The organism is Salinimonas sediminis, assembly GCF_003429285.1.
Lineage (GTDB): Bacteria > Pseudomonadota > Gammaproteobacteria > Enterobacterales > Alteromonadaceae > Alteromonas > Alteromonas indica.
Map to the genome: position 1 here is coordinate 595309 of NZ_CP031769.1, position 23861 is coordinate 619169.

Genomic DNA, 23861 nt, shown 5'->3' on the forward strand with positions numbered 1-23861 from the left:
ACGCCAGTGAATGACGCACTAGAAATAAAAACCCGGGGCCGGCGTTTTTATTGAATTACACACTAAATATAGACACAAAGAATAAAAGCGCCACACCCCACGCACAAAACCGCGTGGGGGAGGCATTTATCGGGCGGGAATCAGAAGGTATAGGTAGTGGACAAGCGAGCGCGGCGTTCGCTCTGTGAATAGCCTACAATATCCTGATACGACTCATCCAGGGCATTATCCAGGCGCAATGCTACCTTTAAATTGGCATTCACGGCATACGCCAGATTAGCACTTATCAAAGTATAAGGTTGTAGGCCAACGCGCTGTGACACGGCTGGGTAGGGAGGATAGAAAATATCGTCGCGACTACCGGTGTAAGCCAGTTTGGTATAAGCACTCAAGCCCTCTATTGGCAGGTCGGCGCTAACCGTGACAGAAGCCTGATGGTACGCCCGGCGTAATTCCCGAATATCTTCTTCAGACGCATCGGTATAGCTATAGGTAGCGCGCACGCTCACACCATCGCCATGATAATTAAGCTGTGTTTCCAGCCCTTCACGGCGGCTTGTCCCCGTTTTATTGCTGGCTGTACTTAAGTAGGTTACCGGATCGAAAACAAAACCGTTTATTTCGTCTTCCAGCCGCGCATTGAAATAGTTCACTTCGGCTGACCAGGTTTTATTCCAGGAAGCACGGCCGCCCACTTCCCATTCCAGGCTTTGCTCAGGCTCCAGCGCCGGGTTACCGATGAAAGTCTCGGGATAATAGCCAAAACGCTCGGTAAAGGTGGGGGTTTTGATGGCTTTACCCAGGCTAGTGTACACACTATACGTGTTGTCTAATTGCCAGGTCAGACCGCCACGATAACTAAAGGCATCGTCGAACTCACTGTTGTCATCGAACCGAGCCGATATCGTCGCAAACACATCTGATACCACTTCTTTGCCCGCTTCACCAAAGAGGCTGACCGTTTCGTCCTGTTGCTGCTGGTTTGGATCGCCATACAGGTTTAACCCGCGTTGTTCAAACTGACGTTCCAGGTATTCCAAGCCGCCAGCCAGTTGCCAGCCCGCCAGCGCATACCGGTTAATCCAGGTCACCTGGTAACGTTCACCGGTCGTCCCCCCATCAAAGACACCATTGGCGCTGCTGTTGTTCTCGTCCTGACGATATTGCAACTGCAACTGGCTGGTATAATCACTATTTTGCGGGGCAAACTGCCAGCCTAGTTGTCCGCTTAATTGTTTGCCGTCAGTAACATTCGCTGCGTCTACCGGTAGCCCGGTGGTGATATTGTCGATGGCGTCATAGTCGGTGGTGTAGTCTACCAGACGGGCAGAGGCAGAAAAGGCATGCTGGTCGCTCATTGCCCAATTCAGAGAGCCGCCGGTGGTAATATTCCTATAACCATCATCTTCATCACCGGTTAAGGCAATATTGTCACCCGCGGTTTCCTGCCAGTCGGCATACGCGGCAAACTGCACATTATCTTGGCTGCCAGCAGCATTTAGGGCGACCTGGGTCGTATTGTCAGTACCTATACCTAAGGTGACACTGGTATTATCCTGGCCACCGGCCCCGGCTTTGGTCGTAATACTTAACACACCACCTATAGCACCGCTGCCCCAAAGTGCGCTTTGGGCCCCACGTAACAATTCGATTCGGGCAATGCTGTCGGCGGTTAAGTGGGCCAGGTCGATGGCGCTACCCTGACCAATATCGTTAGCCACAACCCCATCAATTAACACCAGCAGATGGTTAGTTTCGCTACCCCGTACGCGAATTTCAGTTAATGCACCAGGACTACCAGACTGTGAGATAGTGATACCCGGAAGCGCGCGCAGCAAATCGGTAATTTGTAGTGCGCCCGAGCGGCGTATTTCTTCTTGGTCGATGACCGTAGATGCGGCGGCTAACTGGTCTAAATCAAAGGGTAAACGGGTGCCGGTGACGGTCAGGGTTTCGATATCGGCGGGCGCCGGCGCGGCCAGGGCAACGCCACAGGTTAATGACGCCAGTACTGCGGTGGCAGCAGGAAGTAACAAAAAGGAAGATTGGTTTTTCATGTGGTTTCTCGTTTATACACTCCACCCGAGTGCATGAAAGCGAACAATCAGCAACATTGCTGATGACGTATCAGGCCGGTATCCGGGCTTACTCACCTGACCAGCGTCAGGCCATATGACCTTCCCGTGCTATGCACAGTGGCGCAACCGTTATACGAGGGTTGCTGAATATGAGCCCTGAAGGGCGGAGTTTACCGTTGCGGGGGCAGCGTCAGCCTTGCACTGACTTCCCGTTTACCCTGCATATTGCAGGCACCTGAATGGCGCAGGAGTATACTGAACAATAACCGATGGAGCAAAAAAGCGTAAAGTCAGGTAGGTAAAAGGCTTAACAAGGCCCAGTAGCGTAACCCCTTACCCAACGTTACCAGCACTAAAAATATCGCTAATGGCACGTTAATGACCCCTGCCAGCATGGTAAGCGGATCGCCAATAACCGGTACCCAGGCAAAACATAAAGATACCGTACCGTAACGGCGATAGTGCTGTTCGGCGCGGGCAAAGGCGGTGTCAGAAACCTTTAACAATGCCTTAAGCCCCGGACGTCCAGCTGTTCGACCTATAACATAGTTCACCAGCGAGCCCGCAACATTGGCTACGGTGGCCACCAGCCACAGGGCGGCTGGCGAATAACCGCTATGGTATAGGGCAATCATTACCGCTTCAGAGCCCAGCGGTAAAATGGTGGCGGCTAAAAAGGCACTGACAAACATGCCCAGCAGGCCCAGGCTTTCAAGCATACAGGCGCCTAAATTCCCAGGCTAAGTGCCGGTTCCTGAAGTGACGACATTTGCTCTTTAAGGGCTAGGATCTGGTTTTCCCAGTATTTGTCCTCAGCAAACCATGGAAACGCCCGGGGAAACGCAGCATCTTGCCAGTGTTTGGACAACCACGCCATGTAGTGCAGCATACGCATGGCTCGTAAAGGCTCAATCAGGGCAAGCTCACGGCGGTCGAGTTCATGAAATTCTTCATATGCTTCTACCATGGTGTCCAGTTGCAATAGCTGTTGGCTGCGATCGCCACTTAGCATCATCCACAAATCCTGAATAGCAGGCCCCATGCGGCAATCATCCAAATCGACAAACATTGGGCCGTCGCGCCATAATATGTTGCCCGGATGGCAATCGCCGTGTAGGCGGATCAAGCCAAAGGGATGATACCGTTTAGTAGTGAGTTCAATCACGGGTTCGGCAATAGCGAAAAAGGCGGTTTTAAGGTGATCCGGAAGCAGGGTACTTTGTTGCAGCTCGGCGTACGGCTGGGCTAAAAAATGATCCGCGTCCAACGGCAGGCGGTGCGAAAAGCGGGCAGTCTGGGCTACCCGATGCATACGCCCGATAAACCGACCCATCCATTCCAATTGGTCAAGATTGTCTATTTCAAACTGCCGGCCGCCCACTGACGGAAAAACGGCGAAGCGAAACCCGCCAAAGGTATGTAGCGTGTTGCCATTTATAATAAGGGGCGCCACCAACGGGATGTCGGCATCGGCCAACTCCAGCGCAAAGTGGTGCTCTTCAAGGATTTGCTCGTTGGTCCAGCGGGCAGGCCGATAAAACTTGGCGACCATCCGCTGGCCATCGTCAGCCTGGAATTGATATACCCGGTTTTCATAACTGTTGAGCGCCAGTAAGCCAGTTTGCGGAAAAATACCGCATGACTCAAGAGCATCCAATAGCACATCGGGCGTAAGCCCGGTAAACGTAAAATCTGACATAAATACCTATCGGTAAAGAAATTTACTGGGTTCGGTCAGGCTGACAGGAGAGGCCTGTTCAGGCTGGGTACTTACCCTAAACTGTATTTCTGTGACAGGATCTTCCAGATTATAGGCATCGGTGGCAACCGAAATCGGTACGGTGGCTACTTCACCGCCCTGTACTATGATGTTTTGGTTACCAATAAACCGGTAATCTGGTAAACCAAGCACTTCTATTTTGTAGCTGGCTTCACGCTGGGATTTGTTCATGATTTTCAACGTATAAACGTTTTCAATCAGCCCATCATTCGTTTCACGGTACAGGGAATTACGATCACGGATAATATCCACATCAAGGGGTAAACGCAGCATGAAATTAGCTACCAGCACTCCCGTCATTAACATCAGCACCACAAAATAGCCAATTAATTTTGGCCGTAACACGCGGGTGGTGCCGCCCGCCAGTTCTTCTTCGGAAGTAAAGCGAATCAAGCCCTTGGGATAATTCATTTTTTCCATTACGCCGTTACAGGCGTCTACACACGCCCCACAGTTGATGCATTCGTATTGCAAGCCGTTCCGAATATCAATGCCGGTCGGACACACCTGCACACATAAATTACAGTCAATACAGTCGCCTAAACCTTGTTCCTGCACTGTGCTGCGGGCTAATTTTCGTGGCCGTGGGCCGCGTGACTCGCCGCGGCCGGCATCATAGGCCACAGTATAGGTGTCGCGGTCAAACATTGCCGACTGAAAACGGGCATAAGGGCAGATGTGAGTGCACATTATTTCGCGCATATAACCTGCATTGCCGTATGTACATACCGCAAAAAACACCACCCAGAAAGTGGGCCAGAATCCGGCATCAAAGGTGAAAAAATTAATAAACAGAGCCTGAACCGGCGTAAAATAACCGACAAACAGCAAACCGGTTAATATGGCTACCGCCCACCAGCAAAACTGCTTGGCAGTTTTCCTGAAAAACTTATCAGCATCCATTGGGCGTTCATCAAGTTTTATGCGCTTATTGCGGGTCCCCTCTATCTTTTCTTCAAACCAGGTAAATAAATAGACCCAAGTGGTTTGGGGGCACATAAAGCCGCACCACACCCGCCCGGCAAACGTGGTCACAAAGAACAAGGCAAACGCAGAGACAATAAATAAATAGGCCAGAAAGGTAAGATCCTGGGGCCATAATGTGAGAGCAAAAAGGGTAAAGCGCTGTTCGGCCAAGTCTAGCAGTACCGCCTGATGGCCGTCATACTGTAACCAGGGAATAAGCGCAAATAAGGCCAGAAAAAACAGCCCGAAAAAGCGCCGAAATGTTTCCAGTGGTCCTTTCACGGCGCGTACATAGATTCGGCTACGCGAGCGGTGATGCTTCGTGGCAGTGGAGGCTGGTTGATGCACATTAACCGGGGTCACTGTTTTTACCGGTATCTTCTCACTCATACGGTTACCCTATTACTTAGCGCTGGGACATTCTACCTGTGTGGCGGTGCAAAAGCTTAATATAGATCATGTTTATAGCACATTTACGCTATGGGTTTTATTGCGGCATAAGGTACTGGTCTATATTGCCTAGATAAAATTTGCTATTTATAAATACTAATATGAAGGTATAAAAATAGCCTATTTAATAAACGATATAGGTGCTATATGCTGGTATTTGTTGATAACTGCAGGGAAAGGACAGACAACAGATGGGACGCTGGTTAATTATACTTGTCGAGATAGGGGCATTGATTCTACTTTTACGTATGCCGGTAATACAGGGCTGGTTAGGGGATACGCAAGATACACTAAGCCACTGGTTACATATTATTGAAGTATGGCCAGACCAACGGAAACTAGCCCGCTTTAATGATGAAATAGCGCCCTGGTATCAAACTTTACGGCCTTACCAACAAACTTATTTAACCGATGTGCTAAAAAACAGGGACAATGTAAACCTGTTTTATCAGCGCTTTTGCGCGCACCCAGCGCAAAATCCCTACATTAACGGGGCTACGCTGACTTATTTTTGTCAGCAACTGGGAGAGGCGGGTTTGTTATTTAAACCAAAGCGATGACACCGCTATTCAGCTTCAATTCAGCTACCCTTGGATAGGTTAAGAGGACAGGTGCGCGGGTATTAGATAAAACAATCTGAACTCGGCCCCTGTTTCTTACTCTAATCAGTTAGATTTTTTCCTCTGGCAATTCCTACTCGGGGGCGATTATGGATAAGTCTTTTTGTACATTTATGGTAGCAGCAAGCTTATTTAGCGGTGCTGCCGCGGCGGCCCAGGTGGAGGTAACCTGGCAGGACCCAGATTCATATCAGGATATTCGACCTTCTAACCAGTCGCGGGTGTCGTTTCGAAAAATGGTATTTGCGGATTTGGAAGAGTATCTGGCAAAGTTAGCTGAAGCATTACCAGAAAATCAAACGCTGTCACTTACAGTAACCGATCTGGACCTGGCCGGCCGGGTATGGCCATCAAGTTTTCTGGGGGGCAGCGGCGGCACCGACATACGCCTGGTTAAGTCAGTTTATATTCCGCGCATGACGTTCAGTTATGCACTGAATGATGATGGTGGCAATACCTTGCAAAGTGCGCAGGTAAAGTTAAAAGATATGAGTTTTATGGACCGTGGCAGAGTGAATCGTAACTTTGAAAACCTTAGTTATGAAAAAGCGATGCTTAAAGACTGGTTTGATAAAACAATGCAACAAACGGCGGCAAATTAGCCTCACCGTTATGCCGAAGCGCCTGTTCCTGCAGGCGCTTCTTGTGTAATGTAAATGCATCTCAGGGTGTTTTAAAGCCTGGCCACAACCTACCGCACCACTGCTGTGTATATGCGTTTTATCCAATACAAATACCCGCAAAGTGCTTATTGAGGGCAAGGGTGGTTAACGCACCTACGTTTACGGAGCCCGCTGGCCTTTGCCTTCATGATAGCCTTTCACCAAAGCCTGTAAGCATAGCCCGTAGAACAGTCACCGCGCTGACGTTTTAGCACGCTGCACCCCATTGGCTTGTGGTCCATTCCCGCGCACTTTGTCCCTGGAGCCAGACGCGCTTCGCGCCTATTTGCTTTTCTCCCCAATCAAAACCGACTTGCCATTTATTGGCCCATCCAATGAATCAGTTAGTAAAATAAAGCCTTGGCGATCTATCTATTACATCAGGTAGGGCATGGGCAATCCTGCGTCAGTACTGGGCTGGTAGACCAGCTGGTCAAAAAGTTGTCAATAATTGTCGAAAATTTGTCACGTTTCTGTAGCATAGCAAAGATACTCTCCCTGAACTTACGGATAGTTTTTAATAACAAGCAGGAAACGCCATAATGAAAAAAATAGCTCTGCTACCTTTCGCGTTCTGCCTATCTTCAGCGGCCAGTGCCGACTTGTTGATATCGCAGTACATAGAAGGAAGTAGCAATAATAAAGCGATAGAACTGTATAACACATCGGATAGTGCGGTCGATTTAGGTGAGTATACATTGTCATTTTACTTTAATGGCAGTACCTCAGCAGGGACCGTCATTGAACTAAGTGGAAGTTTGGCCGCTGGACAAACTTACATTATTGCTGATGACAGTGCTGACGGCTCGATAACCGCGTTAGCGAACCTTAATTCCAGCCATAGTTTTTTTAATGGTGATGATGCCATTATCCTTAAAGCCGGAAGCCAGATTATAGATAGTCTGGGACAGTTAGGGGTGGATCCAGGGTCACAGTGGGGCAGCGGCCTTACCAGTACCCAGGACAACACACTTATCCGGCTCGAAAGTGTTGCCAGCGGTGATACCGACCCCAGCGATAGTTTTGACCCGGCCACCGAATTCCGCGGGCTGGAAAAAGACGATTTCAGCGGCCTTGGCGAGCATACCTATACACCTACCGATGGTGGTGGTGATGGGGATACCGGCGGTGAGGATGGTGACTTGGCGGGTGTCTGCACCAATTGCCCGGCACTAGACAAAGTAGCTGATGCCAGCACGTTTGATCCTGCTATCTACTACAGTGCGGTGCAAAGCGAAATCGATGCCGGCAGCGACGTCAGTATTTTACGGCAGCGGATCAGCGAAACGCTGGCTTCAGGGCATCGCCAGCTAACCTATAGCCAGGTATGGACCGCCCTGACCGAAACGGATGAAGATCCCGCCAACAGTGACAATGTCATTCTGTTTTATTCCAATCGTTCCTTAGCGAAAGCGTCGAATGGGTCGGGTTCAGCCTCCTCAAATCCAGATAACTGGAACCGGGAGCACAGCTGGCCAAAAAGCCATGGCTTTAGCGGTACCAGCAATGAAGCATATACCGATATTCAGCATTTGCGAGCCACCGATATCTCGGTTAATGGCAGCCGCGCAAGCCTCGATTTCGATTACAGTGATGCACCTTTGGCCGAAGCGCCGGAAAACCGTGTTGATGGCGACTCCTTTGAGCCACGCGATGCTATCAAGGGCGATGTTGCGCGTATGATGATGTACATGGACGTTCGCTATGAAGGTAGCAGCGCCGACATTACCCCGGACTTGATGCTGGTCAACCGACTGACCAGTGGTGATGAAGCTGCACTGGGCAAATTATGTGTGCTACTGGAGTGGCATAACAATGACCCGGTGGATAACGCCGAACTTACCCGCCAAAATACTATCTACGAGTATCAGGGCAACCGAAACCCGTTTGTGGATCACCCAGACTGGGCGGCGCTGTTATATCCTGCCAGTAGTTGTGAGGATAGTGAGCCTACTGAGCCACCGACCGATCCTGATCCTAGTGAACCTGCGGCTGCCGCCAGTTTAATGCTGACGGCTATATTTGATGGGCCGTTATCCGGTGGGGTACCTAAAGGTATTGAATTACTGGTAACTCAGGATACTGATGATTTAAGCGTATGCGGAGTTGGCTCAGCCAATAACGGTGGGGGCTCTTCGGGTGAAGAGTTTGTGTTCCCTGCCGTCTCAGCTCGCGCGGGTGATTACATTTACATTGCCAGTGAAGCTGATGGCTTCACCAGTTTCTTCGGCTTTGCGCCCGATTACACCAGTAATGCGATGTCCATTAATGGGGATGACGCAGTGGAAGTATTTTGCCACGGTGAGCTTATCGATATCTACGGCGACGCTAATACCGATGGTACGGGTGAAGCGTGGGAATATACCGATAGTTTTGCGTATCGCAATAGCGGCTCAGCCAGCGTGATATTCGAGGTAAATAACTGGCAGGTGCCGGGCACCGATACCCTGGATGGACAAACCTCTAACAGTTCTGCCACTACACCTATCCCGGTAGGCACCTACGCGCTCACGCCGGCTACGTTGTTCTTTTCCGAATACGTTGAAGGCAGCAGCTTTAATAAAGCATTGGAACTGGTTAACGTGGGCGGGACAGAGATAGACCTGAGCGAGTATGCAGTACAGGTTTTTGCCAACGGTAATACTACCGGTAACAGCATCATTGCACTTAGCGGAAGCCTGGCGGCCGGGGGCGTGTATGTGCTGGCTAATGATGGTGCCGACTCGGCGATAACCGCTGTAGCAAACGCATTAACCGGTGAGGTGAATTTCAATGGTGATGACGCTGTGGTATTGCTGCAAAACGGCGAGATAGTTGATGCTATTGGCCAGATTGGCGTAAGAACCGAATGGGGTTCTGGCGATACCAGTACCAAAGACAATACACTGCGCCGTAAAGCTGGCATTACCAGTGGTGATAGTAATGCGTTCGATACCTTTGATCCAGCGTTTGAATGGGATGGGTTTGCTAATAACAGCTTTGATAATTTAGGTCGTTATGGTGATGCTACCGGCGGTGGTAGTGATGACTCATTGGGTGTGTGTGCTGATGAAGCAACCTATATTCATACGGTTCAGGGCGCCGAAAGTGCGTCTGCGCTGGCTGGCAAGACAGTGGTTGTAGAAGGCGTGGTAACCCATATAACGCCGGCCTTATCCGGTTATTTTGTGCAGGAAGAAGCCGCCGATACCGATAACGATGACAATACATCCGAAGGGATCTTTGTGAAGGCTGACGGTAGCGACCTTAAACCCGGCGATGTAGTTCGGGTGCTAGGAAGTGTGGAAGAACAATACGGCCGTACCCAACTGGTGGCCCAGCAAGATCCCTTGCTATGTGGCAGCGGTACCGTCGTGCCAGTGGTCATCAACCTACCTAAAACCGCACAAGATAGCTTTGAAGCGGTTGAAGGGATGCTGGTTACCAATGCAACTGATTGGATCATCAATAACGTCTATAACTATGGCAGCTATGGTGAAGTGGCGGTTTCGTCGCAACGCTTGTATGTGCCTACCCAGTTATATGGCTCTGATAGCGAAGAAGCTGCGGCGCTATCTGCCGCGAATGCACTTGATCAGGTACTGATTGACGATAACTCAGATGGTTCTGATACCACCGAGCATCTGTTGATGCCAGGTGAGTTTGGCCCGTATAACAGTGTGCGTAGTGGCGATACTGTTACCAGTGTGGTTGGCGTCATGGACTATGGCTTTTCTGCTTACCGGATACGTCCGGTAGAGGTGGCCGATGTGATAAACAGTAATGCGCGTACCGAGCAGCCTGAGATTGAGCCTGGCAGCTTACGTATAGCCAGCTTTAATGTGCTGAATCTGTTTAACGGTGACGGTGAAGGCGCAGGGTTCCCTACCTCGCGTGGCGCAGACAGTTTTGCTGAATACCAGCGTCAGCTGGATAAAATTGTAGCTGCAATGAGTGAGTTGGACGCTGATGTTATTGGTTTGCTGGAGCTGGAGAATGACGGCTTTGGCCAAACCAGTACCCTGGCCCAGTTAACCGCAGCGATGAACGACGCGGCAGGTGATGAGCGCTATGCCTATGTGGATGCAAACGTGACCACCATCGGCAGCGATGAAATTACATCGGGGATTATTTATCGCCAGGATAAAGTCACCACCAAAGGCGGCGCCGCGATATTGTCTGAAGCGAACAGCATAGCAGATGAAAATGGGCCGCTGTTTGCCTGGAACAATCGTCCATCGCTGGCCCAGAAGTTCAGCCTGAACAGTACAGGAAATGAATTTGTGGTCGATGTGAATCACTTTAAGTCAAAAGGCTCATCGTGTGGCACCGGGGATGATGACCCGTTAGGCGGAAATTGTAACCTGACCCGCACCCGTGCCGCTATTGCCCTGACAGCGTGGTTAGCAGAGACTTACGGGGATACCCCCACCGTCGTGGTGGGCGACCTGAACGCGTATGCGCAGGAAGATCCTATTCGTTACCTGACCGGTGCTGGTTTTACCGACACGCTGGCTCAAACCGATGGCTTGAAAACTTATAGCTATACCTTCCAGGGAGCCGCAGGTACTCTGGATTACCAGCTGGCAAATGCACCAATGGCGCAGTATCTGGTAGATGCCACGGTATGGCATGTCAATGCCGACGAAAGCCCGGCGCTGGACTACAACAGTGAATACAAACCAGACAGCTGGTTAAACACACTGGTATATCGCGCCTCTGACCACGATCCGGTGCTGGCCACTTATCAGTTTGCTTTAATAGGCGACTGGGATGGTGACAACGATGTCGACTATCTGGACAGTCGGGCGTTGCTTAACGCTATTCTTCGCCGACAGCCTATTGATGACAGCTTTGATATAAATGGTGACGGTAAAATCAATACCCGTGATGTGGCTGCATTGGGTAAATTATGTACCCGTAGAGCCTGTGCAACAGGGGAAACCTCAAACCGTGGCAACAGCCCGTTTGCTGGGTTATTTAGCCGCTAGTCACACAGTGATGGGATAAGCTAAGGGCGCCTGGCAGGCTAATATACGTAGCCATGCCAGTGGCCCCTGAAGCGTGCTATAAACCATTCAAATTGCACATAAAAAGCCCCTCAAAAGAGGGGCTTTTTTATATCCATCCGAGACGGCTAAACGAAGGTGCTACGATGACTTATTGCCAGTCGCAATACGCGCCTTAGCTAATTCACGGTGCTGAAAGCCGGCTTAGATATAATCAAATTCGCTACCGCTTACCTGCAATACAGACGCCGCGCCTGCCTGCATAGCTACTTTGTGGGCATCCCGCCGGGGCAAGATGCGCGCCTGATAAAAATCGCAGGTTTTACGTTTAGCACTGGCCAGGGTTCTATTTTCGCTACGGCTGGCGGCATCAGCCATGCTGTACCACAACACCCCGAGTATTGAATAGGCGGTATAAGCCAGATAATCGCTGGCAGCGCTGGCCACATCGCTGGCTTCAAGGCCCAGGCAGTCGGCCGAGGTTGCCCGCCAGTCATCTAATAATGCACGCGCCTGCGATTGCGCAGTCTTATCGGTAATGGCCTTCACCCGTGCTGATAATTCAGTAAAGGTAGCTTCCATCATCTGGCCTTTATCGCGGGTAAGCTTTCGGCCAATGAGATCGAGCGCCTGAATTCCATTGGTGCCCTCATAAAGCTGCGCAATGCGCACATCACGCATGAGTTGCTCCATACCCCACTCGCGAATATAACCGTGGCCGCCAAATACCTGGATGCCCAGGCTAGTTGATTCCAGCCCCATATCGGTCATGAAGCCTTTGCATACTGGCGTTAAAAAGCCTAGTACCTGGCCCGCTATTGCTTTACGGTCTGCATCGCCATAGCGCTCGACATCCATGTAGCCGGCATAAAATACAGCCAATGCGCGACAGCCTTCGGTTAACGCCTTCTGGGTTAGTAGCATACGGGCTACATCTGGCTGGAAAATAATAGGATCGGCTTTACCATCTGGGTTTTGTACGCCTTGCGGAGCCCGTGACTGGACCCGCTCACGAGCATAGGCTAATGCGCCTTGAAATGAAGCTTCGCTGGCGCCAAGACCTTCCAGGCCAACCTGAAAGCGCGCGTCGTTCATCATGGTAAACATGCAGGCCAGGCCTTGGTTGGGCTCACCAACCAGCCAGCCGGTCGCGCCGTCGTAGTTCATTACACAGGTGGGGCTGCCTTTAATGCCCATCTTATGCTCAATACTGCCTACCGACACCGCATTAGCTGCAGCGGGTTCGCCCTGCGAATCGGGTATAAATTTTGGCACTAAAAACAAGCTAATGCCTTTTACGCCGGCAGGGGCATCGGGTAACCGGGCCAGTACCATATGTACAATATTACTGGTCCACTCATGGTCGCCGCCAGTAATGAATATTTTGTTGCCGGTTACCCGGTAGCTGCCATCAGGTTGCGGCTCTGCTTTGGTCGAAAGCAAAGCCAGATCGGTGCCCGCATGGGGTTCGGTCAGGTTCATCGTGCCCGTCCATTCGCCACTAATCAGCTTAGCCAGATAGGTGTCTTTAAGCGCTTGACTGGCATGCTTGGTAACCGCCAGCACGGCGCTTTCGGTAAGCATGCTGGTAAGCCGCCAGCTGAGGTTGGCCGAGTGCAGCATTTCATGAACCGGCACAGCCATGGTGTGGGGAAGTTCCTGGCCGTCGTAGTCTGCCGAGCCCAGCATACTATTCCAGCCATTGGCGATATAATCGTGATAAGCCTGGGCGAAACCATCCGGGGTAGTTACCTTGCCGTCTTTTAGTGTACAACCTTGCTCATCACCCGGGCGGTTGAGTGGGGCTATCACATCTTCTGCAAACCGGGCCCCTTGGGCAATAACTTCATTGGCCAAGGCAAAGTCAAAGTCTGTCACCTTCAGTGACTGATAATGTGAATCCAGTGAGAACCAGTCATTTAATAAAAACTGATAATCTGCCAGCGGCGCCTGGTACTGAGGCATAGCCCACTCCTAATAATTTAAACAGGTGTTTGAATTTTAATTATACGCAGAATTAACCGTGGGCCAAGTATCTTGTAAGTAATTTGTAAAAGCGTTAATAATTCGCTGGGTACCAGACATGTCTCTGGTAGGTAAATCAAGCATCCCCGTAAAGCGGGGCGGGGCGTGTGTTGCAATTTTTCGGGTAGTTCGTCATGCTAGCGCTTTAATTGAGTCACTCAGGATATAACGCGATGACCGCTAGCCCGGCTGTAGCCATTGTAACCGGTGGTAGTAAAGGAATTGGCTTAGCCATTTGCCAGCTGTTTGCTACGCACCATTATCAGGTATTTAACCTGGATGTTGAGGACTTCGCCCGTCCGGTCCCTCGGGGTACGTGGCTTTCATGCGATGTGTCGGATAGCGCGCAGGTAGGGCAGGCGATACAGCAGGTTAGCAGCCAAACCGACCGGATAGATGCATTGGTTTCCAATGCGGGTGTGCATTTTTCTGGAACGCTGGAGCAAACCAGTGAAGCTGATTTAGATCGGCTTTTTGCCATTAATGTTAAAGGGGCTTATGCTGCGATAAAACACGTGCTACCCGTTATGAAAGCGCAGCGTAGTGGCGCAATTATAGTGATGGGTTCAGACCAGTCGCTGGTGGGCAAAACCTCGTCTTTTGCTTATAACCTGACGAAAGCGGCGTTGGCTTCAATAGCCAAAACCACCGCCTTGGATTATGCGTCCTTTAATATCCGGGCCAACGCCGTATGCCCGGGCACCATTGAAACTCCGCTTTACCATAATGCGATTAATCGCTACGTAAACCAGGCAGGTGTAAATGCAGCAAAGGTGCACGCCGAAGAAGCCGCTCAGCAGCCGTTGGGACGGCTTGGCCAGCCCGAAGAAGTTGCCGAGCTGGTGTGTTTTCTGGCCAGCGATAAAGCCCGCTTTATTACCGGCAGCTTACAGGTTATTGATGGCGGCTATACTGCACGCTAAATCACCGGCGCAGCAGTATTAAAACAGTGGGAGGTTACCTTTGGACATCATTGATAGCCACGTTCATTTCATTGATTTAGCGCGCGGTAACTATGCCTGGCTACAGCCTCAAAATGCCCCCCTCTGGCCCGACAAAGCCCTTATTCAGCGCAGTGTAACGCAAGCCGACTTACAGCTTACCGGGCCATTATCAATACGCGGGCTGGTCCATATTGAAGCTGGGTTTGATAATCAACAGCCGTGGCGCGAAATTGACTATCTTGAACAAACCGTCAGCCTTCCGATGCGAAGTGTCGGCGGCATCACGCTGACCGAGCAAAAGGCGGATTATGTGCTGGATCAGCTCCAACAATACCGTAGCGTAGTAGGGGTAAGACATATTCTGGATGAGCAGGCGACGCGGGTTCTGGCCAATACGCTCGCTCAACGCCACATGGCGTCGCTGGCGGCGCGTGGCTTGCATTTTGAAGCCCAGTTGCCGGCTACCGATACACCCGGCGTTGACTTACTCTGTGAACAACTATCCCGTCATAGTTTGCGCTGTATCGTTAACCATGCAGGGTTTCCCCCTTTACCCGCCCAAAGTCGCGCCTTTGCGGCTGACGACACGCTTTACCAACTGTGGTTAGCCAATATGGCAAAGCTGGCTGCGCATGAGCTGTGTGCGGTAAAAGTGTCGGGTTTTGAAATGCTAAGTGATAAACGGACCCTTGATACTCAGTATATTAGCCGGGTTATTAACGATTTAGTTAATATGTTTTCACCGGCGCGCGTCATGCTGGCCGGGAATTTTCCGCTATGCCTGCTGGCGACTACCTATAGGCATACCTGGCAGACGTATCTGCAAAGCTGCCCCGCGCAATACCAGCAGGCGCTGTGTCACGATAATGCCGCACAGTGGTATGGGTTTACCCCAAGGCTTGCATAAAATTAATAAACTGCCAGTGCCTGAGCACGTACCTAATGTAACTTTATTCATATAGTGTGTGGCAATGAAAGTATTTGTAATCGTCATTAGCTTAGTTAGCAGCCTGCTAGGTTTAGCCGGTTGCTCCAGTCAAGACTGGCGTACAGCGAGCCGTGAGCCTGCCGGTATCGCACCTGATCCGGCGGATCATCCGCAGGCAATTATTGAAGTGTACGCGGCCGATGCCTTTAGCTGGCGAGGCTGGTTTGCTGTGCATACCTGGATTGCCACTAAAGCAGTGGGAGAACAAAAATACACTGTTTATGAAGTAGTGGGCTGGCGTATTAAGCAAGGTTTACCCGCCTTAAAGCAATACCAGGTAGTAAACCCTGACCGGTATTGGTATGGCGCGCGTCCGGAAAAGATTTTGTCGATAAGCGGCGATAAAGCAGCGCGTCTGATACCCGATATCGAGCACGCAGTGGCACAATATCCCTGGGCCAATGAATATCAGGTATTTCCTGGGCCAAACAGTAATACTTTTCCCGCCTGGGTTGGCTTGCAAGTACCCGAACTTGAACTGGACCTGCCATTTAGTGCAATTGGCAGTGGTTATGCAGATTAGACTACTCCCGCAAATTAAGCAGATAAGACCATATAAGGGGAGGGGACTCCTGCACATTTAAAGTTCCCGAGGAAAGACTATTAGCGGACAGAGCAAAAATCACCTGTGAAGGCCCGATATTTCGCCAGCGGGCAGTTATATTAGATTAGCTAAGGGAAGGTGGCTAATGAGAGTGAAGGGCAAACGGCTAAAGACTAGTGGCAAAGGGCTAGCGGCAAAGAGCTAAGGGTAAAGAACCAGGAATGGGCCGGTGAGCCGTCAGGGAGTAAAAAAGCGTTAACCAGATCTATCGGGTTTTACCGTTCTGCGCAAAAAAACCTAAGGGTCTGCTTCGCAGGCGATAAGCTGGGTTGAACCCCACTTTACCACACACTACCCATGGCAGAGCTTAATCAGTTCTGACATTTTGCGCAGAGACAATTGTGCCGTCGCTGGTATGTCATCTTTCGTGTGTCCGCTCCGTACCTTGAGTTCAATCGATGGGCGCAACACATCGGTTAAATTTCTGTGCTGGTGTTTCATAGTCTAACGTTTTTCTTGGTCTTTCGTTAAGTTGTCTCGCTACGCTGCTAAGTTTTTGTTGGCTGTGTACTGATAAGTCGGTACTTTTTGGAAAATACTGCCGTAGTAATCGATTGGTGTTTTCATTGGAACCACGTTGCCACGGTGAGTAAGGATCACAAAGATAGACTTTTATATCAGTGGCTAGAGTGAACTGTTTGTGGTCTTTAATTTCTCTCCCCCTGTCCCAAGTTAGAGATTTATATAGTTCCTTAGGTAGCTTTTGAGCGTGCTTAATAAGTGCAGCAATCACGGTCGACGTTTTACTATCATCCACTTTTGCCAGCATTACGAATCGAGAGTGCCTCTCTACTAGTGTCGCTATGTAACTGTTGTTAGAACCACATATAAGGTCGCCTTCCCAGTGACCAGGTATCGCTCTATCTTCAACTGATGCAGGTCGCTCACTAATAGAAACGGCGTCAGGAATTTTTCCTAGACCTAACCTTTTCAGTGAAGATTGACGCGACTTGCGAACCACTCTTTTTGACCGCAAACACTTTTGCAGTTCTTTCTTTAGAGCGCTTCGCGTCTGAATGAAGAGTGTTTTATAGATGGTTTCGTGAGACACGTACATTTCCTGATTATTGGGGTATTGTCGCTTTAACCAACCTGCAATTTGTTGTGGTGACCATGCCCTTTTAAGCTTAACGGCTATCAGCTTACATAAATCTGGAGAGTCAATTAACTTACATGGCTTAGGTCTCAATGCTTCGTCCCATGCTCGTTGTTCAGCTCTTACGGCACGGTAGTGCTTCAGCCCACCATTTCTTTTTACTTCACGGCTAATTGTAGATGGCGCTCTAGACAAACGTCTGGCAATTTCTCGAATGGATTGTTTACCGACTAAGCATCGTGATATTTCTTCTCTTTCATCAAGCGAAAGAGACTGTAGATGTCTTTTTCGTTCTGGTGGCCGATACCCACCAGTTTGATAAATGGTTGGCATAATAGAAGAGTGAAAGCGGTCAAACATTCTAGCGATATCATGCAGCGAATCACCTCGCTTATACCTGTCCCAAATAAGTGCTTTCTGTTCTGGTGAGTAATAGATACGTTTTCTTTGTTTCATGGCAACATTCCTCCTTTAATAAGGATAGCGTTGCACTCACCAATTGAACTCAAGACGTGAAGCGGACATTTAACCTTTTTCATGAAAACACAAAATATGGTTTTTCATTGGAAACTATTGTTACTATGAACTGTCAGTCCAAAAGTTCCAATCATTTAACTTTTAGAAATAGGGAGTAACGAAATGCACAATGAAACAATAAATGTAGTCGAATTAGAAAAGCTCAACGATAATCAACAAGTCAAAGTAACCATTTATTGTGTTGATATGGAAATGAAAGCATATTTAAAAAAATTTATTAACGAAAATAAAAACCTTGTTAGCGAAGTTGAGGTTTACCCTATGGCCTCTGTAGGTAACAAGTCTGAGACCGAAATTTTGAATTTTATTTTGTCCTTCGGCATGGATACGCTAGACACCGCTAAAGATGAATTAATTACTATGTATGTAGGCTATCTTGTGTCTGAGCTTAAAAATAGAAATCAAAAGTGCGAAGTCAAAGAAAAAGACAACGATACTGATGTCCGGAAATAAAGGTAGCTACTTATTTATTGGGAGTTTGATTGGCATAAGGACTACGCTAGCGACCTCCATTAAAGTAAATGAAACCTTGTCCGGATCATTGAGAGCTAATCGCGATAAATGGAAACGACTTTCAGATGATGAGAAAAGTGCATATCTAGCTGAGCAACATGAATTCGCGCACCACCAGCTAATGACAAGCAGCTTAGCCGGCGTCCTATATTGGAGACTAAATGAAGCTTGGGTACGTGACATTACTTGGTTATCAAAGGAGCTAGCCAGTTTTAACCTTATCCCAGGTCGAGGGATGAATTTGTGGGACTGGTGGCAAAAAACTGGGGAATGTAAAGTGAAAGCCTCAGCTGCTATCTGTTCTGGTAGGTTATCTTATATGAATCACGTATTTAAGCATCTCAATTTGGTTGCAGAGGTTCGTGACTACTTGTATAGCAACGAAATACCGAGTGCTCAGATAACCCGTAGAGAATTTTCAAAAATGCTCTCGGAAGCCTTTGGATGGTGTGCAGAACGCGCTGGCCTATCTTTAAATGGGGAGCACCATGAATTTTTGGATAAATCAAAAAATTACGCAAAAATAGCGGCAAGAGAACCAAATCAATCTACGTTCTTGGCGAAAGATACCTATAATTTCCAAGCCCTATTTGAGGCCTACTCAATTTGCGAAGAATTGTTTGTATTACAAGTGGTTGGTGATAATGAAAGGGCTGGAGATCTGCTAAAAAAGACGCTAGAAGGTCCCTTTGGTGGAGCCATGCGAGTTCTTATTCCGCTGTCAAAAAGCAGTGAGTGGTACCTCGGTTTTTCGCCGCATATTGCCAAATCATTTGCAATGCTGATGTGCAATGCACCTGTGGATATAGCTGCTTACAAGGAAGAGCGCCGACTTGAAGAAATACTCCCTTGGCTGGACTTGCATAAGGATTTTAGCCATAAAGGCATCTCATTGCATAATTTAGCTAGCATCACAGAAAATATTTATAGCACCTTACATCAGCCGTTATTTACCGAAAAGGCTGAATGGCTACACTATCTCAATATCCCAGATATCAAAAGCTTAAAGAAATACTTCTCACGCCCAAAGTCGAGCGATATTGAGAAGTTTAATCTTGCAGTCACTTCTAATGCAATTAATCAAGCAGCGTTCACATTCAAAATAAATCTGTCTTCTACTTACAAATTGCTCATGGCTTGGCCGGAAAGTCCTGCAGAGTATAGTAAACACTTTCAGTCATGGTTTGTTGACACAAAAAAAAGCATATGCATTTTGGAGTATACGGATGGACTGCATATATCGCTAGCCCCTACAATCCAAGCGAACGAAATTCCGCATTTGAAAAATTTGATAACGACACAACCGCTATGGGTAATTACAGGTCTTTTACTCAGGACCCACCAATACTATCTTGTTAAAAGCTACTGGGACGGTACATGTCGCCCCGCATTAAAAATTGTAGTTGATAAGTTGAAAGAGTTGCTTGATAAGGAAATAGGTAAGCACAGCGATATCTATTACCGCTATTTAACCGAGATTACCAACCAGCTAGAGAAGCAGGCTCAAAGTCTATTCCCGAACACACTAGTTGTCGATGATTTTGATTTGTATTGTGACCAGTAGTGCTGGCTGCTGGAGATTTTCCTAATCTCCCTGAGTATTAACATGGTGTCGAACAGCGTATTATGTGCCAAGATACGGGCATTATTAGTTGAAAAGCCAATTACCCACCGACTACTCGTGGCGCATATCGGAATCAAGAAATGTGCGTTCTTAACGTCTGCTCCTTGTCTTAGCCGGCCATCTTAAAACGGCTAAAAACTTCTGTTATTCGTGCAACAAAGCCATGTTAATCTTGAACTATTTCGCTTAATTTTCGTACATAGGCAAAGCAAGCCTCACCAGAATACTGATCCTTCCCCTCTCTTGGTTCGTCCATAAACACACGTTTCGCTAACTTTTGCGACGCGATGTTTTCCTTTTCAACAATTGCCTCTATCATAATATCTGACACACTATTTCTACTCATACCGTGCTGGAATTCTTTGAGCGCCGCTTCAATAGTTTTGATAGCTAGGCCTCTCTTACGACGCAATTTGTGCGTCGCATAACCTATTGCCATGCAGAGCACACCTTCGATAGGTTGAGCCGGTATTAATATCACAATCGATACTACTTTCTTTCCTTCCATTCTTGCATACGTAAATCTTGGCTGGCCCTGTGGCTTGTCTGCGTGCATCTTTATGAAATCGGTTGTTTTGCAATTATCTAACACAATTTGTTTTTGATTTAATGCAGTCTGTAAGCCAGTTAGGCTGTTGTAGGGATCGGTCATTGACGACACGGTATTTCCTTGTATTACTATTGAGTTGAGGATTAGCCAACATTATACCCTACTCCATATTACAGATGCCTCTCAGAATGGTTTGATATTTCCTGAAGTTGGTTTCTGCTTGCAAGAGTTTCGAAGTGCTAATATTTGGTTAACGGCCTTAAGGGCTGGTCGCTAAAAAAACCGGAGAGGCAGCTATCCGTAGATAGTGCTCACTTAAGTTGTTGCAATCTAATGAAGATGAATGTCCGTTGTTTGTCTACAGAAGACTATCAGGCGATCTCTCAATCTGCACATGGAAGTGTAAGATCAGATATGAGCCACTACAGATAAGCATTGTTAACACCAAGCAACTTTGTCGTATTTTAATTACCAAGCGATTCTGTCGTAATTGCTAATTACCAAGGGAAACTGTCGGTCACTTTTTTACATTCGTCACTTGAAGTTGGTCAAACAGGGCGGCCCTGATGCTTTAAAGCGTCTAGAAACTCCCAATCTACGGCATAAGAACCGCTCAGATGTTGAACTTGAACAAAATGTCATCGAGTTCTCTCTAGAAAATGCACATCTAGGTCAACAGCAAGTATCGCTGCAACTCAAAGCCAAACAAACCATTGATGTGAGTCCTGCTGGTGTTCGCTACATCTGGCTGAGAGAAAACATGAATACGATGGCACTGCGTGTTCAACGAGCAAGAAAAGCAGAAATAGATTAAGAGAAAATAGCCAGCTTAACAACTGGCTGATATGCTCATTACGACAAAGTCGCTCGGTAATTATGCCGACACAATCCCTTGGTAATCACACCACTACAGATAAGCATTCCTCTTTCGCGTTCTATTGCGTTGTTGAAATAAGGCACCTTTTCCTGCGCTTACTTATTTTGCTACCAACACCATCGTCACGTACACGGCACGGCGGCACGCGAGCGCGGTTTAATGCCGCGTGGTGTAACGTCCACAGCAACCTGATAATTACTGAACAGTGGTACTTGGATTAGCAAAAAGACGATTATACGACCCATCGACACCTACACGTTGTTGGGTATCCCTATTCACAGCAATATACACAGTAATATGCCTAGCTACATGCCTGGCAATAAGCCTTGGAATAAGCACCTCAACCCCCTGCTCCAAGGGTGATGAAAGCCCGGAAGTATAACGGTTATGAAGCAGGGTATTGTCTGTGGCCTTAATTATATGGGCTTGATACTCACCCCAGGCTTTTCTGCCTGGCTTTAGCGCCGGTTTTTTATAGCCACATCGCTGGCTTTTTTATGGGATTCTGGTAGCTATTCACGAGCGCCAGCGTTTAGGTTTTGCTGGGTCAATAGCGGTTGCTGCGGGCGCCTAACCCTAAGTTAATGCCAGTTAGTTGTACCACAGCCGGCTGGTGGTATGCTTAGTAAGCCACCAAATGTGGCAGTTTTGTCATTACACTTCACGTCCGGCTTTTGCCTGGAACGCCCAGTTGTCTGGCCTGTTAGGTATAGTGGTCTGGCTTGCTAGGTATAAACTACCAGCCAAAGCATACGTCAGTGCAGTGGATATTCCGGATATTTATTTTCAGGTTAGTGCCCTAGCTTCAGGTTAGTGCCCTATCTTCAGGTTGATGGAGATGTCTACGGGCATACTGGTAGTTTTTGTCATTTTACGATCGTACGTTGTACCACTACAGCAGGGCAGGCTAAAAACAACGGTATAGCGCTGCGCCTGATGTAGCGGTGAACTGTTGTGACAGGCTTACTGCTGTATCCCGGTGCGCCGAAACGCTAGCAGTCTGTGTTTGCCATAGCAGCGACAAGTACCTGTTGGTAATGGCTATTGCATTAGCCACATCCTGGCCTGGCGAGCAGGCAAATAGAACTTGTGCCACTGGCTGGTAATGGTTTGTACATCATTGCTTAGCGTATCCTCGTAGCGGCGGTTCCACCATAGCCCGGCGGCGGAAGTATCTACCCATACATCCTGGCCGTCGCCGCACTTATTGATGCCCACCACACCGACATGTTCACGCTGAAATAATAAAACACAATCATTATTGTTAAGCACCTGCATGCCACGTCCCTGCACCCCATTATGGAATGCCACCATAGCTCGTACATCGCTACGATTGTACAAGCCGTTCCAACGGTTATCGCCACTTTCATTATGGTCCGAATACAATAACGGCACACCGCCGTCCCGGCCCAGAATAAAGGCGTTAGCTAAATATTCATCGGTGGGGTCGAGTAACTGATAGCGAAAACCATCGTTAAGTGGAATATCATGCGTCACGCTAAACGTGATGGCTTTACCACCAGGTAGCGCCTGACCGTAGGCACCAGGGTCAACCAGCGCGTTCATTGAACCTGACAGGCTAAATGCACTTCGGATTTGAGAAAATAGGGGGAAGTCATACGCAGCATGACCTGTCTGGCTTAAATAGGGGGCCAGAAAATTATCATACTCGGCAGAGCCAGCGCCGCCGGTGGTAATAATTTCGCCGAAAATGTGAGTATTGTTTTTTATCTCAGCATCAAACACCTGATTAATATGGTAATTTGTCATATGCTTGGCTGCATCTACCCGAAACCCGGTAACGCCGAGCTGTTTTAATGCGCTGAGGTAACTTTTTTGCTGTTCGGTAACCCAGTTACTGGCGTCTAAATCAGGCAGCCCTGGATCGGGTGGCGCACCGCATAAACGATTATATTGCACATCGCCAACATCTGAATAATTGCTGATGCATTGCGGCCCATTGGGGTCGTTTGTACCATGAAAATCGCCACCCCCGAATAGCCCGTTACTAACATCGCCAAACAAAGTGATACCTGAATAGTAGGCCATATTAGCGGCATACTGATTTAATATATCAGTGCCTGGATAATTCAGGTCGCTGCGTTTGTAAGCTTCATTCGCCATATGATTAAACACAATATCAGCGTAGGTTTCTACACCTTGTGCATTCAACGCCTGAACCATTTGGGCGAAATCCTGAGTGTCTCCCAGCGGATTATCAATCACCCGATAATCCTGGGGCTGGTAACGTGCCCACCACTGGTCACCGGTAGACTTATAGGCCGGCGATACCAGCACTTTTTTATATCCCAATGCGGCTATTTCCGAAGCCTTGTTGGCAACCTCGTCATATTGCCAGTTGAATGCATGTAAGATGACATCGGCTTGCGCCGGGGCACCAGCCAGGCCGGTAGAAACCGCCAGTCCCAACGCCAATTTGCGTAGTGTGTGATTTGCTTTAAATGTAATTTTCATGTCCCCATCCTGATGTTAATTAACGCTCGTGATGAAACATTATGTTTACATTTAATTATCATTAATGACATAAACTGCATACGT

General features: G+C 48.4%; 17 protein-coding genes and 1 riboswitch. Of the genes, 9 read left to right on the forward strand and 8 right to left on the reverse strand.

The features are described 5' to 3' along the window. Positions 1 to 140 precede the first annotated feature (140 nt). From D0Y50_RS02715 to ccoG, 4 genes are all read right to left on the reverse strand, one after another. Positions 141 to 2057, reverse strand: a complete 1917-nt coding sequence (locus tag D0Y50_RS02715; RefSeq protein ID WP_117315367.1) for a TonB-dependent receptor plug domain-containing protein — start codon at positions 2055 to 2057, stop codon at positions 141 to 143. Between the two features lie 56 nt (positions 2058 to 2113). Further along, a riboswitch (cobalamin riboswitch) is annotated at positions 2114 to 2332 on the reverse strand. 36 nt (positions 2333 to 2368) lie between these two features. Next, positions 2369 to 2797, reverse strand: a complete 429-nt coding sequence (locus D0Y50_RS02720; protein ID WP_117315369.1) for a YqaA family protein — start codon at positions 2795 to 2797, stop codon at positions 2369 to 2371. An 8-nt stretch (positions 2798 to 2805) separates the two neighbouring features. Beyond that, positions 2806 to 3777: a serine/threonine protein kinase gene (locus tag D0Y50_RS02725; protein ID WP_117315371.1), complete on the reverse strand. Its 972-nt coding sequence runs from the start codon at positions 3775 to 3777 to the stop codon at positions 2806 to 2808. 6 nt (positions 3778 to 3783) lie between these two features. Beyond that, positions 3784 to 5214, reverse strand: coding sequence for a cytochrome c oxidase accessory protein CcoG (ccoG, locus tag D0Y50_RS02730; RefSeq protein WP_108565506.1), 1431 nt, complete (start codon positions 5212 to 5214; stop codon positions 3784 to 3786). Positions 5215 to 5465: 251 nt separating this feature from the next. On the opposite strand from ccoG, the gene D0Y50_RS02735 reads away from it, so the two are divergent. The 3 genes from D0Y50_RS02735 (at position 5466) to D0Y50_RS02745 (ending at position 11526) form a co-directional block, all read left to right on the forward strand. Next, positions 5466 to 5834, forward strand: coding sequence for a hypothetical protein (locus tag D0Y50_RS02735; protein WP_108565505.1), 369 nt, complete (start codon positions 5466 to 5468; stop codon positions 5832 to 5834). 149 nt (positions 5835 to 5983) lie between these two features. Then, positions 5984 to 6496, forward strand: coding sequence for a DUF3016 domain-containing protein (locus D0Y50_RS02740; RefSeq protein ID WP_117315373.1), 513 nt, complete (start codon positions 5984 to 5986; stop codon positions 6494 to 6496). Between the two features lie 602 nt (positions 6497 to 7098). Beyond that, on the forward strand, positions 7099 to 11526 hold the full coding sequence (locus tag D0Y50_RS02745; protein WP_117315376.1) for an ExeM/NucH family extracellular endonuclease: 4428 nt from the start codon (positions 7099 to 7101) through the stop codon (positions 11524 to 11526). Between the two features lie 222 nt (positions 11527 to 11748). Here the strand turns inward: D0Y50_RS02745 and D0Y50_RS02750 are convergent, their stop codons facing one another. Next, positions 11749 to 13509, reverse strand: coding sequence for an acyl-CoA dehydrogenase family protein (locus D0Y50_RS02750; RefSeq protein ID WP_117315379.1), 1761 nt, complete (start codon positions 13507 to 13509; stop codon positions 11749 to 11751). A gap of 233 nt (positions 13510 to 13742) precedes the next feature. Between D0Y50_RS02750 and D0Y50_RS02755 the strand changes: the two genes are divergently transcribed. The 3 genes from D0Y50_RS02755 (at position 13743) to D0Y50_RS02765 (ending at position 16024) form a co-directional block, all read left to right on the forward strand. Continuing rightward, the gene (locus D0Y50_RS02755; RefSeq protein WP_117315381.1) at positions 13743 to 14492 is read left to right on the forward strand and encodes an SDR family NAD(P)-dependent oxidoreductase; all 750 of its coding nucleotides are present in this window, start codon (positions 13743 to 13745) and stop codon (positions 14490 to 14492) included. Positions 14493 to 14532: 40 nt separating this feature from the next. Then, positions 14533 to 15420, forward strand: a complete 888-nt coding sequence (locus tag D0Y50_RS02760) for an amidohydrolase family protein (protein ID WP_117315383.1) — start codon at positions 14533 to 14535, stop codon at positions 15418 to 15420. 64 nt (positions 15421 to 15484) lie between these two features. After that, a complete protein-coding gene (locus D0Y50_RS02765; RefSeq protein ID WP_108565500.1) occupies positions 15485 to 16024 on the forward strand; it encodes a DUF3750 domain-containing protein in 540 nt (179 codons plus the stop codon). Between the two features lie 472 nt (positions 16025 to 16496). Here the strand turns inward: D0Y50_RS02765 and D0Y50_RS02770 are convergent, their stop codons facing one another. Then, entirely contained in the window at positions 16497 to 17657 is a 1161-nt protein-coding gene (locus tag D0Y50_RS02770; protein WP_117315147.1) for an IS30 family transposase, read from the reverse strand. A 183-nt stretch (positions 17658 to 17840) separates the two neighbouring features. Here D0Y50_RS02770 and D0Y50_RS02775 point away from each other — a divergent pair, with 183 nt between their 5' ends. Then, on the forward strand, positions 17841 to 18191 hold the full coding sequence (locus D0Y50_RS02775) for a hypothetical protein (protein WP_117315386.1): 351 nt from the start codon (positions 17841 to 17843) through the stop codon (positions 18189 to 18191). Beyond that, positions 18178 to 19815, forward strand: a complete 1638-nt coding sequence (locus D0Y50_RS02780) for a hypothetical protein (protein WP_117315388.1) — start codon at positions 18178 to 18180, stop codon at positions 19813 to 19815. The genes D0Y50_RS02775 and D0Y50_RS02780 overlap by 14 nt, the downstream gene beginning before the upstream one ends. Before the next feature lie 226 nt (positions 19816 to 20041). Here the strand turns inward: D0Y50_RS02780 and D0Y50_RS02785 are convergent, their stop codons facing one another. Further along, positions 20042 to 20527, reverse strand: a complete 486-nt coding sequence (locus D0Y50_RS02785) for a GNAT family N-acetyltransferase (RefSeq protein ID WP_117315390.1) — start codon at positions 20525 to 20527, stop codon at positions 20042 to 20044. A gap of 436 nt (positions 20528 to 20963) precedes the next feature. Here D0Y50_RS02785 and D0Y50_RS02790 point away from each other — a divergent pair, with 436 nt between their 5' ends. Further along, positions 20964 to 21239, forward strand: coding sequence for a hypothetical protein (locus D0Y50_RS02790; protein ID WP_176582443.1), 276 nt, complete (start codon positions 20964 to 20966; stop codon positions 21237 to 21239). 1104 nt (positions 21240 to 22343) lie between these two features. Here D0Y50_RS02790 and D0Y50_RS02795 read toward each other — a convergent pair. Continuing rightward, a complete protein-coding gene (locus D0Y50_RS02795) occupies positions 22344 to 23777 on the reverse strand; it encodes an alpha-amylase family protein (protein ID WP_117315392.1) in 1434 nt (477 codons plus the stop codon). Positions 23778 to 23861: the final 84 nt, after the last annotated feature.